The following is a 15,727-nucleotide window of genomic DNA, read 5'->3' on the forward strand; positions in this document are numbered from 1 at the left end:
AAGCCAGAGGAGAGCCGTTTTAACCGGCAATACAATGGTTTCAATGGGTTTGTACAATCATCTGTACAGTGGATGTGTTTTTATGGAGGTTTTACGTACTGGTTTCCGGCACCCAATAAAATGCTCAGATACCAAAAACGCCCACTTATTCAGCGGGCGTTTCTTATTATTCATCTCATGCGCTATTTAATCTCAGAAATCAACAGCTCTTTTGGTCTGCGCACCTTTTTCATGTTCACCAGCCAATCACCCGCTTCGTCGCGGTAACCCAATGGTAATAATGTTACGCTCTTTAAACCTTTGGCTTCCAGGTTCAGCAGTTTATCCAGTTCTGCATTGTTAAAGCCTTCCATAGGCGTAGCATCTATCTTTTGTTCAGCTGCTGCGGCAATAGCAATACCAAAAGCAATGTATGCCTGGCGTGCAGCGTGTGCAGCCTGCTGCTCCTGCGTCATACCACCAAACATGCCCAGTAAACGGTTTCTGTAATCATCTCCTGCATTTTCAGGTAAGCCACGCTCTGCATTCAGGTGTTTAAAAACACCATTAACACGCTCTTCCGTATATTTATCCCACGCAGCAAAGATTAACAGATGAGAAGCATCGGTAATCTGCGTCTGGCTAAAAGCAACCGGATGAATCTGCTGTAATAACTCTTTGTTAGTCACCACAATAATCTCAAAAGGTTGTAAGCCTGAAGAAGTGGGTGCCAGGCGGGCAGCTTCCAGTATATAGTCTACTTTATCCTGCGGTACAGCCTGTCCGTTCATTTTTTTGGTGGCGTAGCGCCATTGAAGGTCGTTCAGTAAGCTCATAATTCTTTCTATTAGTCTTAAACTATTTTTATAATTCGGTATGTAAAACTAATCCACCTTTAGTATACTTTTGTTACTGCTATACTATAGTATACCCACATACCTTCAAATATTAACATATGATAAGTGAGAAACTGTCTGCTCCGGAATGTACCAAACACCTGATGGCTGTGCGGGACGCGCTGGATGTGATTAACGGAAAATGGAAAATTCAGATTATCATAGCCTTATGGGAAGGCAACACACGCTTTAAGGATATAGAACGGCGCATACCTAAAATTACGGCCCGTATGCTGAGCAAGGAATTGAAAGATCTGGAATGTCATCAACTGGTAAAGCGCACCGTATATGATACATTACCCGTATCGGTAGAATATACGGCTACCCCGCATGCGCAAACATTGTATCCGGTAATAGAAGAACTGAAAAAGTGGGGCAACCTGCACCGTAAAAAGATACTGGAAAAACAACAGGTGCCTGAGCTGGCTTAGGCACCTGTTACGCTTTTTTATTTTTCCATTGCCAGCGTATATATCAGCCGTGTTTCACGGCTGTCATACGGTGTACCGTCTGTGCGGAAAATGTCATGAAACCACACAGGCGGTTCATCACCGTAAGCTTTTCTCCAGCTATCCCATGGAAATTTGGTCTGGCTTTTCCCATCTACAAATCCCCAGTTATAAGCGGCAATACGTTGTTGTTTCATATAAGGCAGAATGGCTTCAAAAGTGCTTCCTCTCGGGCGTGCCATATATTCTGTACACATCAGCGGTTTCTGATAACGCTGCAGGTATTCCACCTGCTTTTTAAAGTTATCAATACCACTGTAGTCGTGAAAGCTGATAATATCAGACTCCTGTATCATCAACTTCTCCATCGGGCGCAAACTGTCATCTGCCTGCCAGTTACCATACCATATAGCAGAGGTAAGCGGCTGCTCAGGTTTTGCCTCGCGCGCCCACACAAACACCTTTTTTAACAGCGGCAGAATTACGGCGTCTTTATTGGGCAGTTCATTTTTTGCATAATCATCATCATTAGGGTTATCCGGCTCGTTCCATACATCCCAGCCCAGCACACGCTTATCTGTAGCAAACTTGCCTATAATAGCTTTTACATATCGCTCCAAGCGTGGATATTGGGTGCTATCCTGTAATGCTTTTTTGCCGGGGCTCTGTACCCAGCCGGAATTGTGTACATGCGGTTTAGGCGCCCGTTGTTTGCCCGATGCCGGGAAGGGATCCCACACCGAATCGAACAGTACAAACAGAATACGGATACCATGTTTCTGCGCAATAGTCAGCAACTTATCCATACGTTTAATAAGCCCGGCAGAATCCTCTGCAAACACAATATCATGCAGAAACACCCGCATGGTGTTCATACCCAGCGACTGTGCCCATTCCAGTTCTTTATCAATCCTTTCGGGGTCAAAACTATCGGCCTGCCACATTTCCAACTGATTAATGGCTGTAGCAGGTATATAATTGCTTCCTACCAGCCAGGGCTGGCGGTTGTACCACTCACTTGCCTGGTCGGGCGTCCATACGGCACGGGGTGCAGACTGGGCAATCGCAAGGCAGTGCAACAAGGCGGCTGCAAGTATGCTGCCACCGAGGTATCTCCATATTTTCATGGGTTATACTTTTAATTGTTACCTAAAGAAGGGGTTCCGCCCCCATCTGTAACAACTGCACAATCTAATAAATAGGGCCCGTTTAAACCAGCGTGTTCCTTAAAGGTACACCTGTTTGTATCATAACCGCACACACCATCGCCCCAATCCATAGTAAGCAATTGCAAATCAACTATTATAAACATGGTATTTTTATTGGTATATACGGCTTATGCTATTTCACTTTTTCAAAACTACCTGGCGCGCCTTTCGCAAACAGAAACTATATTCTGTAATTAATATTACCGGCCTGGCCCTGGGAATGGCCTGCAGTCTGCTAATTGCCCTTTGGGTAAAAGACGAACTGGCATACGACCGCTTTTATCCCGGTTACCAGCAGTTATACCAGGTAAAGTACAATGGCACACACGAAGGAAAAATGTTCACCAACCCGGCAACACCCGGCCCCATGGCTGCTGCTCTTAAAGCGGAAGTGCCAGGCGTAGCGATAAGCACCCGTATCAGCTGGGAGCAGGATGTATTGATTACCGTACAGCAAAAAGCAGCCAGAGAAACAGGCATAAAAGCAACCGCAGACTTTTTTAAAGTATTTGCTGTACCTATGCTTGATGGTAATGCGGCGCAGGCCCTCCATAACCCTTCAGATATAGTAATTACACGCCGCCTGGCAGAAAAATATTTTGGCACAGTGCGGTGTGCAGGGCAAACGTTGATGGCTGATACTAACCAGTTTTATACCGTGGCGGGAGTGATAGAAAACCTGCCGGCACAATCCACCCTTCAATACGATTGGGTACGCCCTTTTCCCCAACCAGAGCCTGAGTGGATGCAGAACTGGCACAGCAATGCTTTCCGTACTTTTATAAAACTACAACCGGGCGTTACCCTGGCCAGTGTTGAAGCTGGTGTAAAACATATTTACGACCGGCACAGCGAAAATAGCCGCCGCAAAACAGCCTTACTACAACCATTGGCCCATATACATTTGTACTCAGAGTTTGAGAACGGAAAACCCTCTGGCGGCCCCATCAGTTATGTGCGCATTTTTACCGGCATTGCCACTTTTATATTGCTGATAGCCTGCATCAACTTTATGAATATGACTACCGCCCGCGCCAGTATCCGCACCAAAGAAACCGGTGTACGCAAAATACTGGGCGCTGCGCGCAGTCGTCTGTTCCGGCAGTTTCTGGGCGAAGCCTTTCTTAACTGTCTGCTGGCGCTGCTGGTGGCATTTACCATAGTACAACTGTGCCTGCCTGCCTTCAATAGCCTGCTGGGCAAGAACATACAGCTAAGCCTGTCACCTGTATTGCTTACAGGCGTACTGCTGTTACTGATTATTACCACCTTATTATCCGGCATTTATCCGGCACTACTGTTGTCTGCCAAAGCGCCGGTAAGCATGTTACGCAATACCATCAACTCCCGTATCAGTGCTGCACTGTTTCGTAAATCACTGGTAGTGCTTCAGTTTACCATTTCTATTTTTCTCATCATTGCCATTCTGGGTATTCACCGGCAACTGAAATATACCCGTGAAAAAAATCTGGGATTGGATAATGAGCATATGGTATATATTCCACTGGAAGGCAGGCTGCTAAACCAGCGGGAGGCTTTCCGTCAGCAGGTACTGCAATCATCTGTTATTGCTTCCGCCACGTTTTCATCTGAAGTACCGGCAGAGATTAACCTATCCAGCAGCGGCCTCAGCTGGCAGGGAATGGATGAAAAAAGCGATCTGAATATTTTCACCGCCACGGTAGGGCCGGATTTTCTCAAAACCATGAATATTCCATTAGCGGCCGGGCGGGATTTTGCTTCCACGTCAGACACTTCCGGCTTTGTTATTAACGAGACTATGGCTGCCATACTGGGGCCGGAAGCATTAGGCAAAACGTTGGAGTTCTGGGGTATAAAGGGGCCTGTACTGGGCATTGTAAAAAACTTTCATTACGCCTCACTCTATCAGCAGATTGAACCGCTTATTCTCTGCTACTATCCATCCGATACCCGGTATATGCTGGTGAAACTACGGGGAGGCAGTATTTCCGCAGGTTTGGAAACAGTGCGTAAATTATACCATCAGTTTAATCCGCAATATCCGTTTACCTATCACTTTACAGATGAGGTGTACGACCGGTTGTATAAAAGCGAAAACATTACCGGCACCCTCGTTTCTTATGCCAGTATACTGGCCATTATTATATCCAGCCTGGGACTGCTGGGTTTAAGCACCTTTATGGCAGAGCAACGCCGTAAAGAAATAGGTATCCGGAAAGTGCTGGGCGCCACACTTACCCATGTTATCACGTTGCTGTCAGGAGATTTTATAGTACTGATAGGCATTGCCTTTCTCATTGCCTGCCCGGTAGGCTGGCTGGTGATGCATAAATGGCTGCAAACCTTTGCTTATAAAATTCAGCCTGGCTGGCTCATGTTTGCTGTTGCAGGGGGTATTGCCCTGGTAATCGCGTTAATTACCATGAGTTTTCAAACGTTTAAAGCAGCATTATACAATCCGGTTCATAATCTTCGGGCAGAATAATTATACCTTATTCTGCCCTGCGCAGATACATTGCGTTGTATTGTTCGTGTTTTGAATGCAAATGGAATAACATGAAACATTCTACATATGAACAAATACGAGCGATTAAAAGCCGATCTGGAAAACAGCGGCAAAGGCAAAATGAAAGCCTTCGGTAGTTCTATGCTACCCATTCTGAAAAGTGGCACGCAGCTTACTTTTGAAAAAGCAGCGGTATATAAACCCGGCGATATTGTATTCTGCAAGATAAAAGGACGGTATATAGATGCCCATAAGATTATTAAAACCGATGCACACAAAGGTTTTCTGATTGCGAACAACCACGGCTTTGAAAATGGCTGGACACGCATCATCTACGGCCGGGTGATACTGGGAGAATACCAGCAAAAAGTAATTTATCAGGTACAATAGCCTTCTCCCGGCAGCAACCTAACTGCCGGAAAAACTTTTATTACCTGCTCCTTATAGCTCACTCTTACCGGTATCAGCTGCTCATTCATCAGCATTACCTCATCAGGCCTTACCACGCGAATATTCTGTTGTTAACTACAAGCCGGAATCACGTATTGTACAATTCACATTCACCTGGCGTTTTGGCAACCAGCAGGTAAAAGCTGCCGCCGGCAGAAAAACAGGTATTGATGAAGCAAAAAGAAGAATGGAATAATTATATGTTTATAACGCATTTGGGTACAGGCAATGGCCCGATAAAGAAGGGGGATGTACCGATGAACAGGCAAACCACTGCGGGTGTATTGGCAGTTATACCTCATCTTTACAGCTACAAACCGTTTTTGCGAGTATGAGATATTTTAACAGCTTACTTTGTCTGGCCCTTTTCCCTCTGTTATTACAGGCACAAAGCCCGCTTACCGAAGCAGGCGTATCTGAACAACTGGCCCAATACCGTAAACAGGCAGTAAGCCAGATTACCTACACCCTGGGGCTGGATATTACCGGCTCACCCGGCACCCCCATAGCTGCTACAGAAAATATTACGTTTCATCTTTCCAATACCGGCAAGGCATTGCCGCTGGATTTTAAGGCCCCGGCAGGTGCTGTGCAGCAACTGGAAGTAAATGGCAAAAGCACGGCACCGCAATTGCTGAACGAGCATCTGATATTACCCGCTTCGCTGTTGCAGCGTGGCCGCAACCAGATAGCCATTCGCTTTACCGCAGGTGCAGCTGCACTTAACCGGAATGCAGATTATATGTACACCCTGCTGGTGCCGGAACGTGCGCGTACAGTGTTTCCCTGTTTTGACCAGCCAGACCTGAAAGCTGTTTTTAACTTATCGCTGCAACTGCCATTGCAATGGAAGGCCATTGCTAATGGTACTTTACAGGATTCTACCACTACAACCACCTGTAAACAATACCGCTTTAAAACTTCCGATACCATAAGCACTTATCTGTTTGCGTTTGTTGCCGGAAAATTTACAGAAACCGTTCGTCAGCTGGATGGACGCACCATCCACGGCCTTTACCGCGAAAACGATACAGCCAAACTCAGGCCCAGCCTGCCATCCATATTCAGCATCCAAAGCAATGCTTTGCGGTTTATGGAAGACTACACACAAATTCCTTATCCTTTTCAGCAATTTAATTTTGCGGCCCTGCCCGATTTTCAGTTTGGCGGAATGGAACATCCTGGTGCCATTCAGTACAAGGCGCCTACGCTATTTCTGGAAGAAAGCGCCACACGCGACCAGCTGAACGCACGCAGCAATCTTTTATCGCACGAAACAGCACATATGTGGTTTGGCGATCTGGTTACCATGCGCTGGTTTAATGATGTATGGATGAAAGAGGTGTTTGCCAATTTTATGGCAGATAAGATTGGTAACCTTACCGTACAGAACAACAACTTTGATCTGAAATTTCTTACAGACCATTACCCTGCGGCTTACAGCGTAGACAGAACCGAAGGCACGCACCCCATACGCCAGCAGCTGAACAATCTTAAAGACGCCGGAAGCATGTATGGCAATATCATTTATCACAAGGCTCCTATTATGATGCGCCAGCTGGAGCGTTTGATGGGTGCAGATTCTTTACGCACCGGACTACGTGAATACCTGCGCACCTATGCCAATGGTAACGCCTCATGGCCCGACCTGATTAATATACTGGATCGTTATTGCGCTGCCGATCTGCAGGCATGGAATAAGGTATGGGTAAATGAAAGCGGACGGCCGGTAATCAGTTACAGGGCGGTGTTAGATAAAGGCCGTTTTATTGACTTTACCGTTACCCAAAAAGCAGAAGATGGCAGTTCTAAAATATGGCCACAGTTGTTTGAAATAGCATTGGTTTACCCCGACCATGTAGAAGAAGTTACCGTAAACATGAATAGCGGAAAAGTGCATCTGCCAGAACTTGTTGGCCGCAAAGTACCGGCTGCACTGGTATTTAATGCCAACGGGCAAGGGTATGGCGTTTTTCCTTATGTATTCGATAAGGCCAACCAGACCTTTAACCTACCCTCTCCCCTGCTGAGGGCAAGTGCTTACCTGAATCTGTATGAAAATATTCTGCGGGGTAACGGCCCATCGCACACAGCATGGCTTCCTTTTTACACAAGTGCTATCAGCGCGGAAAAAGACGAACTGTGTCTGAACATGCTGCTGGATCAGCTGCAGAATATTTACTGGCGCTTCTTTCCTGCGCCATACAGGCAAACCATTGCTAAAGAAGCAGAGCAGATATTATGGCGTACGCTTGCTGAAAATACCAATGCCAACCAGCAAAAGCTGTTGTTTAAAGCTTATAGCAATATGGCGCTCAACCGTGCTGCTCAGGATACCCTGTTCCGCATATGGCAAACACAGCAGGCACCCGGAAATATAAAACTGGTAGAAGATGATTACAATAACCTGGCAGCCGCTTTATGTATCAGGGCATACCCCGGTTCAGATACCATTGCCCTGGCACAGCTGGCACGCATTCATAATGCCGATCGCAAGCTCCGCTGGCAGTTTCTGATGCCGGCTTTATCTGATGTACCTGCCCGCCGCGACAGCTTTTTCCAGGCACTTTCCAAACCTGAAAACAGAACCAAAGAAGCCTGGGTAGGTACTGCGTTAAATTACCTGCATCACCCGCTACGCACTGCTTATTCTGTAAAGTATTTACCCCAAAGCCTGGAACTGGTAGAAGAAATACAAAAAACAGGCGATATATTCTTTCCGCAAAACTGGCTGCAGGCAACACTGGGTTATTATCAGTCTGAAGAAGCTGTAGTTATTATTAAACGCTTTCTTCAGCAGCATAAAAACTATAATCCCAAACTGAAGAATAAAATATTGCAGGCGGCAGATAACGTTTTCCGCGCACACCAACTACCCGCGTCTGCACAAACGGTACAATAAAAGCAACCATACAATTACCCTTGCATACATGCAACGGCCATACAGTATCCATTGTATGGCCGTTGCATGTATGCAGCCTTTGTGCACACCAGCCCAAATGTTCCTTAACAAACAGGTAAGTGTTGTTAAGAAACTAAGAAGATAGCGGTTTATTCATAAATAGTATTGCTATTGGCATGATTTAAGCTTACATTGTACACAAAAAAAACATTTCCATGAAAAGCAACAGCACCACTACAGCCCCGGTTTACACAGCAATTAACACCAGCGATGACTCATGGAACATGCGTGAAATGATTATCCGTTTTGGTGTTACCCAGGCTGATATACTGGCCGCAGTAAGAGAAGTAGGAAAAAACAAAGAGAAAGTAGAAGCTTACCTGGCTGGCAGAAAATAAAACCGGGTTACACCGCATCAGCCCCGCCGTAAATAACAAGGTTTATTTACGGCGGGGCTTTTTAGTACCTTTGCGTTTCATTTACCTGTGTTTTTATGACTTTTTCCGAATTAAATCTGAGTGCCCCGTTACTGAAAGCTCTGGACGAAATGGGCTATACCACACCTACCACTATTCAGCAGAAGGCGTTTTCAGTAATTATGTCCGGCCAGGACGTATGTGGCATAGCCCAAACCGGTACCGGTAAAACACTGGCCTACCTGCTGCCCTGTCTGCGCCAGTTAACATACTCTAAAGAACGCAATCCGCAAATGCTGGTGCTGGTGCCTACACGGGAACTGGTAGTGCAGGTAGTAGAAGCCGCTCAAAAACTCACCGCGCACATGAGCCTGGAAGTAGCCGGTGTGTATGGTGGTGTTAATATGAATCCGCAGCGGGATATGGTAGAGCGCGGACTTGACGTTCTGGTAGCCACTCCCGGACGTTTATTTGATCTGGCAGCCAGCGGCTCGCTGCGAATGAAAGGCATTAAGAAACTGGTGATAGATGAAATGGACGAAATGCTGAACCTGGGATTTCGTACACAATTGACGAATATATTGGACATGTTACCGGCACGCAGGCAAAACCTGTTATTTTCTGCCACTATGCCGGAAGAACTTACCAGCTTAATACACGATTATTTCAACAGCAATATAACCCGTATTGAAGCGGCACCTGCCGGGCAGCCGCTGGAAAACATTCAGCAGACCGCTTACGCCGTGCCTAACTTTTACACCAAAGTAAACCTGTTAGAGCTGCTGCTGCAACAGCATGAGCAAATGAGCAAGGTGCTGGTGTTTGTAGCCACCAAAAGCCTGGCCGATCAGCTGTATGAACAACTGGAAACTAAATTTCCTGAGCAGGCAGGTATTATTCACTCCAACAAAGAGCAGAATTACCGCTTTAACACCGTGCGCCAGTTTCAGAATGGTACCTACCGGTTTATTATTGCTACGGATATTGTGGCGCGCGGTATAGACATATCCGAAGTAACCCATGTAATTAATTTTGATTTACCGGAAGTACCGGAAAACTATATTCACCGTATTGGCCGTACCGGCCGTGCAGATAAAAAGGGTATTGCTATTTCCTTTATTACAGAGCGGGAGCAGGAACAGCAGCAAAAGATTGAAACGCTGATGAACTATCAGATACCCATGATTCCCATACCGGAAAACCTGGTCATTTCTTCTGTTCTTACCCCCGACGAAGAGCCGAAGGTGTACATGAAGGTGGTACCTGCTGTACAACCCCGTAAAGATGCAGGCGCGTCTTTTCATGAAAAGAAAGCTAAAAACCAGAAAGTGAACGTAAGGGTAAGCCATGCCGATAAAATGATGAAGAAATACGGCAAGCCTAAAAAGCGGCCGAAGAAAAGATAACAGCAGCGCCTTACCAATAACCGGTAAGGCGTTCGCTTTTATACCTGATAATGGCTTTATTATTGAAAGAAACCGGGGTAAATTGCTGATATATGGACTATGCAATACTGGCATCGCAACTAAGAAAGCCGGAGGGCGAAAACGGCAGGCGGGTAGCTGAAAACATGAACGCCTCTAATAGTTTAATTACCCTGCATACCGTAGCCCACCTGCAGCTGGCAGCCGGAGATGCGGTGTTAGAAATAGGTATGGGCAATGGATTCTTTTGCAAAGATGTGGTACAATGGCAGCGAGACATTACCTATGCCGGTTGCGATTTCAGCGAATTGATGGTTACCGAAGCTACTGCATTCAACCAGCTTTGGATAGAGGCAGAACGCGCCTCTTTTCACGAATGCGAAGCCTGTGCACTGCCCTTCTCTAACAACACTTTTAATAAGGTATTTAGTGTAAATACTATTTACTTCTGGGAGCAGCCGTTAACAGAGTTGGCAGAGATACTACGTGTGCTACAGCACGGAGGAAAAGTGGTAATAGCCTTGCGCAGCCGGGCAAGTATGCAACAGCTACCCTTTACGGCATATGGTTTTAACCTTTACGAAACCGCTGAGGTAGAACAATTACTGCAACAGGCTGGCTTTACAGATATACACAGCATAGAGGAAGCAGAGCCTCCGTTTGAGGTGCACGGGCACGATAAACATATACAACTACAGGCGTTGTATATTATAGGCTGTAAACCTTAACTATCCCTTTCATTACATAATTCAATTTTTGTAAAAACAAGTACATGAAAAACAGCATACTCTTTTCTCCGTATACTATCAGAAATATTACCCTGAAAAACAGGATCGTAATGTCGCCCATGTGTATGTATTCTGTTACTGCCAAAGATGGCAAGCCTAACAACTGGCATTATACACATTACACCAGCCGGGCCGTTGGGCAAACAGGCCTCATTATTACCGAAGCCAGTGCTGTTACGCCGGAAGGCCGTATATCCTATCAGGATATGGGTATCTGGAGTGATGAGCACATACCCGGCTTACAACATCTGGTACAACTGGTACATGAACAGGGCGCCCATATAGGTATACAACTGGCGCATGCCGGCCGTAAAGCTATGCTGGATGAAGCACCGTTAGCACCCAGTGCCATTGCTTTTGAAGGCATGAAAACGCCGGAAGCATTAAGCAAAGAGAGCATTACCAAACTGGTACAGGCTTTTCAGCAGGCGGCCCGCCGCGCCAGAGCAGCAGGTATGGATGTAATTGAAATACATGCCGCACACGGCTACCTGATTAATGAATTTCTATCGCCTTTATCCAATACCCGTACAGATGAATATGGAGGCAATGCAGACAACCGGTACCGTTTTTTAGGAGAAGTGATAGATGCCGTACGTAAAGAGTGGGATGGCCCGCTGTTCTGCCGTATTTCCGCCAATGAATATACAGAAGGCGGCACAGACATGGCAACCTTTATACACTACGCACAACGTATGAAGGAGCAGGGCGTAGATCTGATAGATTGCAGTTCGGGCGGTGTTGTACCGGCTACCATTAATGCTTACCCCGGTTACCAGGTACCCGCTGCAGATGCCATACGTAAAGAAGCGGGTATAGCCACCGGTGCCGTAGGGCTTATTACTACTGGCACACAGGCAGAAGAAATACTCAGCAACGGCCGTGCAGACCTGGTATTTATTGCCCGGGCTTTACTGCGCGATCCTTACTGGCCGCGCACTGCCGCTGCTGAGCTGGCGGTACCTATTGCCCCGCCGGAACAATATCTCCGTGGATGGAAATAGCTAGTCCAATCCAAATACTTCGTGTTGTGCAGGTACTTCCACGTCTTTAAAGCCTTTCTTCAACAGACGGCTCTGGAACTCTACCTGCACATCATATTCACCATGTACAATAAACAGCTTCTTCACATCACGCGGATGCTGACAGGCCAGAAACTGACACAGGTCATCGTAGTCGCCATGGGCACTCATGCTGCGCATAATGCCCACCTCAGCCTCCATCTTATAGTAGTCGCCAAAAATGCGCACTTCCTTATCGCCGGCCATTAAATGGCCCCCCAGCGAACGTGGTTCGCAATACCCCACCAGTAATACCGTATTGGCAGCATTGCCAATATTATTCATAATATGATGCTTTACGCGTCCTGCATCCGCCATGCCGCTGGCGGCGATGATGATACAGGGCTCCTGCTTAAAGTTCAGCATCTTGCTATCATCTACTGTTTTAATAAACTGCATGCCCGGAAACTCAAACGGATCATCATCTATCTTCAGTATCTTCTGAATGCGGGTGTTAAAGGTTTCCGGATGGCTTTTCACCACCTCTGTAGCCTCGCGGCTTAACGGGCTATCTACATATACCGGCACGGCAGGTAAACGTTTTTCCAGGCTCAACTGGTTCAGAAAATACAAAATCTCCTGGGTACGGCCTACGCTAAACGCGGGAATAATCAACTTACCCTTCTTTTGCACACAGGTTTTCTCAATCCATTCCAGCAACTGCTCCGGCGTATTAAACACATCTTCGTGCAGGCTGTTGCCATACGTGCTTTCCAGAATAATATAGTCTGCCTGCGGAAATACTTCCGGCGAGCGTAAAATAACATCACGGTACCGGCCCACATCGCCACTAAAGCTTACCTGCGTGGTTTCTTTACCCTCGTTGATGCGCAGGTGCACGGCGGCGCTGCCAATAATATGTCCGGCATCTGTAAACAATACTTCCAGGCCTTTTTCTATCTCAACCCACTTACCGTAATCCACCGGCACAAACAAAGGCAGCGTGCGGTTTACATCCGCTTCTGTATACAAAGGTTCTATGGGCGGCAGGTGTTGTTTAGCGCGTTTTTTATTAATAAACTTCGCATCATCACGCTGAATGTCAGCAGAATCATACAACAGTATTTCCGCCAGGTCTCTGGAGGCGGCAGTACAGAATATCTTACCGTTAAAGCCATCCCTTACCAGTTTGGGTACCAGCCCGCAATGATCAATATGTGCGTGAGATAGCAACAGGTATTTAATATCAGCGGGCTCAAAACCAAAGTTGCCATTCAGGGCATCAGTGTCTTTACCCATGCCCTGGAACAAACCGCAATCAAACAGAATCTTAGTTCCGTTATTCAGCGTAAGCAGGTGTTTAGAGCCGGTAACCGTACGGGCGGCCCCATGAAATGCAAGCTTCATCGTTATTTACTGTTTTTCAATTTCTACAATGCTTACTACCGCACTCTTTTCAGCTGCAGTAGCTTCAAAATGAATTACCCCTTCGGGTGTGCTGTTAAAAGGCACATTGCTGATACTTTGTGCCCGTACGGCCCTTTGTACAGCTGCTGCAAAACCCGCACTGCGGTTGGTGTTCACCTTCTGGTTTACATCAAATATTTCCAGCGGCTCTTTACTTACAATTACCGCTATGTAATCTTTATTCCCAATAGAATCGGCCTGCATGCTCATACCCCGTGGAAACAGGCGGTAACCGGTAATACCGCAATAAGGAGAGAATTTGGTTTTGGAAGGATCGTCTTTTACAGGGTAGGGAAACAACACATAGCTACTGCCATCTGTTTCCATACCCAGTACATATACATAACAGGCAATATTATTCTTTACCTCCATTTTAAAGGTAGTGCCTTTGGGTAACGATTGCACTGTGCTGAATACATTACCACCATTGCTACGCAATGGTATATATTGTTTGGTTTTGGCATGTACCAGGCCAATATTACAATCCAGATGTTCACTGGCTGCAGTGCCGGATTTAGGCATGTTGTTTAAGCCATATGCTTCACGCACAAAACGCTTAAAGTCGTTATACTTTACCCAGCCAATACCATTCTTACCCCAGGCCTGTCCCCAGCTGTTCATAATCTGAAAAGCACCGCCTTCCTTACGGTCGTCATACCCTATTACGCACATCGCATGGCCGCCAAAGCCCATCTGCGAGTAATCTTCATCATTCGGGTGCCATACCTCCTGCCCCATCATACCCTGCATAAAAGAGCCGCCCACCATCATACCAATTACTACAGGTACGTCTTTAGCCAGATGTTCTTTAATAGCATGCAGGTCTATGTTATTAATTTTATCACCATCCGTAAGGCGTGTAAAGCCCAGCATACGGTGGTCTGCCGCTTCCTGCTTTAACGCACCGGAAGGCTGGCGGGTACAATCATTTTCATCATACGGAAAATCATTAAAAGGTACCGCCCCCACTTTGGTCATGTTTTCCATGGCCCGTATAATATAACTGCCCTGGCAGCCATCCAGCCCAATCTGGTTATACATAAACGATGGACTGAAAGCAGTCTGATCGGGATTAGCACCCGTACTGGTAGCTTCCAGTATAGAACGCGCGGCATACGCACTGCTCCAGGCAACACAGCTGCCCTGTTTTCCCTGGTCTTTCCGTTGCGGACAAAATCTTTCCAGCGAAACGGCTTCGGGCAGGGCATTTTTACCCACATCCAGGCCTTCATAAATCTCCGCTTTGTTAAACTGCCTGGGGTCCAGCACACCACCGGTAGCAAACCCTGCTTCCTGCTGGTTACCATCGCCGCTCATCATACCAGAGCAGCCGCCACGCAGGTACATAAAGCCACCTATGGCCAGCACCACCACCAGCAAAATGGGTTTACGAATCAATAGCATCAGCAACGGCAATAGCATACCACCGCCGCCACCACCACCGGGAAAACGGCCACCGCCGCCGCCGGAATTGTCGTTACTATTGTCTGAACGATCATCCGGATCATCCACCATTCTTATAGGCATAAAAGAAATTTTTGTTAAAGCAAAATAGGTATTTCTTACAATCAAATGGTATACCTGATTGCCTGAAAACAAAAACCGGCCGGGATAATCCCTGCCGGTTCTTTTATAGCTGAAATGAACGATTGATGTTATGCGTTTTTAGATGCCTAACCCGTAAGCAACCCTTACCCCAAAGAAGTTGTTACTGCTGCCCACACTGCTGAGTTTAGACATGCTTTCAAACTTCACACCTGCATCCAGATAGTTGTTTTTTCCAATTGGAATAAGGTAACCCACCTGTGGACTGTATACAAATACAGCTGATTTATTGGCGGCTACTTCATCTTTATTGGATAAGAAGCTAACACCTGCTGCACCCTGTACATACAGATTTTTATAAGGATAAAACTTAAGACCTGCTTTTACCGGTATCAGCTTCATATTGTTTAAACCCGGCACATCATCTTTGGCAAAAAAGTTATTGTAGCCTGCATTTAACAGTAGGTACAGCGACTTGTTTACAACGGGCATCTCTGCCTGTACAGAACCACCCAGCGACCAATCGTAAGCATTTTTAAGTTTACCAACCGGCAAGCCTGCTTCGGGGCCTACGCTGAGTAATACGCCGGATGGACGGCTTCCGTTTGCTGTGTTAGTAGTTTGTGCATAGGTGCCTGCAACGGCGGCAAGTAATAAGGAGAGTGTAACTGCTCCACTTTTCAATAAACGTTTCATCTTGTGTTTCTTTAAATA

The 15,727-nt window shown here is 46.4% G+C and carries 13 protein-coding genes; 8 read left to right on the forward strand and 5 right to left on the reverse strand.

Translation table 11 applies throughout. The features are described from left to right. Positions 1-182 precede the first annotated feature (182 nt). Positions 183-815: a nitroreductase family protein gene (locus IEY13_RS23810; RefSeq protein WP_188957063.1), complete on the reverse strand. Its 633-nt coding sequence runs from the start codon at positions 813-815 to the stop codon at positions 183-185. A 119-nt stretch (positions 816-934) separates the two neighbouring features. Here IEY13_RS23810 and IEY13_RS23815 point away from each other — a divergent pair, with 119 nt between their 5' ends. Further along, complete coding sequence (locus tag IEY13_RS23815) at positions 935-1,306, forward strand: winged helix-turn-helix transcriptional regulator (RefSeq protein ID WP_188957065.1); 372 nt, start codon at positions 935-937, stop codon at positions 1,304-1,306. A gap of 17 nt (positions 1,307-1,323) precedes the next feature. Here the strand turns inward: IEY13_RS23815 and IEY13_RS23820 are convergent, their stop codons facing one another. After that, positions 1,324-2,451: a cellulase family glycosylhydrolase gene (locus IEY13_RS23820; RefSeq protein WP_188957067.1), complete on the reverse strand. Its 1,128-nt coding sequence runs from the start codon at positions 2,449-2,451 to the stop codon at positions 1,324-1,326. A 211-nt stretch (positions 2,452-2,662) separates the two neighbouring features. On the opposite strand from IEY13_RS23820, the gene IEY13_RS23825 reads away from it, so the two are divergent. The 7 genes from IEY13_RS23825 (at position 2,663) to namA (ending at position 12,004) form a co-directional block, all read left to right on the forward strand. After that, positions 2,663-4,999, forward strand: coding sequence for an ABC transporter permease (locus IEY13_RS23825; protein ID WP_188957069.1), 2,337 nt, complete (start codon positions 2,663-2,665; stop codon positions 4,997-4,999). 87 nt (positions 5,000-5,086) lie between these two features. Then, positions 5,087-5,410: a S24 family peptidase gene (locus tag IEY13_RS23830; RefSeq protein ID WP_188957071.1), complete on the forward strand. Its 324-nt coding sequence runs from the start codon at positions 5,087-5,089 to the stop codon at positions 5,408-5,410. A gap of 391 nt (positions 5,411-5,801) precedes the next feature. Beyond that, on the forward strand, positions 5,802-8,372 hold the full coding sequence (locus IEY13_RS23835; protein ID WP_188957073.1) for a M1 family metallopeptidase: 2,571 nt from the start codon (positions 5,802-5,804) through the stop codon (positions 8,370-8,372). A 215-nt stretch (positions 8,373-8,587) separates the two neighbouring features. After that, positions 8,588-8,770 (forward strand): DUF3606 domain-containing protein, encoded by a 183-nt coding sequence (locus IEY13_RS23840; protein WP_188957076.1) that lies wholly within the window; start codon positions 8,588-8,590, stop codon positions 8,768-8,770. Positions 8,771-8,865: 95 nt separating this feature from the next. Continuing rightward, positions 8,866-10,194: a DEAD/DEAH box helicase gene (locus tag IEY13_RS23845; RefSeq protein WP_188957077.1), complete on the forward strand. Its 1,329-nt coding sequence runs from the start codon at positions 8,866-8,868 to the stop codon at positions 10,192-10,194. Between the two features lie 92 nt (positions 10,195-10,286). Next, on the forward strand, positions 10,287-10,940 hold the full coding sequence (locus IEY13_RS23850; protein ID WP_188957079.1) for a class I SAM-dependent methyltransferase: 654 nt from the start codon (positions 10,287-10,289) through the stop codon (positions 10,938-10,940). A gap of 44 nt (positions 10,941-10,984) precedes the next feature. Further along, on the forward strand, positions 10,985-12,004 hold the full coding sequence (namA, locus tag IEY13_RS23855) for an NADPH dehydrogenase NamA (RefSeq protein ID WP_188957081.1): 1,020 nt from the start codon (positions 10,985-10,987) through the stop codon (positions 12,002-12,004). On the opposite strand, the gene IEY13_RS23860 is transcribed toward namA, so the two are convergent. The 3 genes from IEY13_RS23860 to IEY13_RS23870 form a co-directional block, all read right to left on the reverse strand. After that, entirely contained in the window at positions 12,005-13,408 is a 1,404-nt protein-coding gene (locus IEY13_RS23860; protein ID WP_188957083.1) for an MBL fold metallo-hydrolase, read from the reverse strand. A 6-nt stretch (positions 13,409-13,414) separates the two neighbouring features. Beyond that, entirely contained in the window at positions 13,415-14,995 is a 1,581-nt protein-coding gene (locus IEY13_RS23865) for a C1 family peptidase (protein ID WP_188957085.1), read from the reverse strand. Between the two features lie 138 nt (positions 14,996-15,133). Then, positions 15,134-15,709, reverse strand: a complete 576-nt coding sequence (locus IEY13_RS23870) for a hypothetical protein (protein WP_188957087.1) — start codon at positions 15,707-15,709, stop codon at positions 15,134-15,136. Positions 15,710-15,727 lie beyond the last annotated feature (18 nt).

The organism is Filimonas zeae, assembly GCF_014641615.1.
GTDB lineage: Bacteria > Bacteroidota > Bacteroidia > Chitinophagales > Chitinophagaceae > Filimonas > Filimonas zeae.

Coding starts and splice junctions, on each gene's coding strand:
- IEY13_RS23845 (WP_188957077.1), top strand. CDS start 8,866: ATGACTTTTTCCGAATTAAATCTGAGTGCCCCGTTACTGAAAGCTCTG.
- IEY13_RS23860 (WP_188957083.1), bottom strand. CDS start 13,408: ATGAAGCTTGCATTTCATGGGGCCGCCCGTACGGTTACCGGCTCTAAA.
- IEY13_RS23850 (WP_188957079.1), top strand. CDS start 10,287: ATGGACTATGCAATACTGGCATCGCAACTAAGAAAGCCGGAGGGCGAA.
- IEY13_RS23830 (WP_188957071.1), top strand. CDS start 5,087: ATGAACAAATACGAGCGATTAAAAGCCGATCTGGAAAACAGCGGCAAA.
- IEY13_RS23820 (WP_188957067.1), bottom strand. CDS start 2,451: ATGAAAATATGGAGATACCTCGGTGGCAGCATACTTGCAGCCGCCTTG.
- IEY13_RS23865 (WP_188957085.1), bottom strand. CDS start 14,995: ATGCCTATAAGAATGGTGGATGATCCGGATGATCGTTCAGACAATAGT.
- IEY13_RS23815 (WP_188957065.1), top strand. CDS start 935: ATGATAAGTGAGAAACTGTCTGCTCCGGAATGTACCAAACACCTGATG.
- IEY13_RS23840 (WP_188957076.1), top strand. CDS start 8,588: ATGAAAAGCAACAGCACCACTACAGCCCCGGTTTACACAGCAATTAAC.
- IEY13_RS23870 (WP_188957087.1), bottom strand. CDS start 15,709: ATGAAACGTTTATTGAAAAGTGGAGCAGTTACACTCTCCTTATTACTT.
- IEY13_RS23810 (WP_188957063.1), bottom strand. CDS start 815: ATGAGCTTACTGAACGACCTTCAATGGCGCTACGCCACCAAAAAAATG.
- IEY13_RS23835 (WP_188957073.1), top strand. CDS start 5,802: ATGAGATATTTTAACAGCTTACTTTGTCTGGCCCTTTTCCCTCTGTTA.
- IEY13_RS23825 (WP_188957069.1), top strand. CDS start 2,663: ATGCTATTTCACTTTTTCAAAACTACCTGGCGCGCCTTTCGCAAACAG.
- namA (WP_188957081.1), top strand. CDS start 10,985: ATGAAAAACAGCATACTCTTTTCTCCGTATACTATCAGAAATATTACC.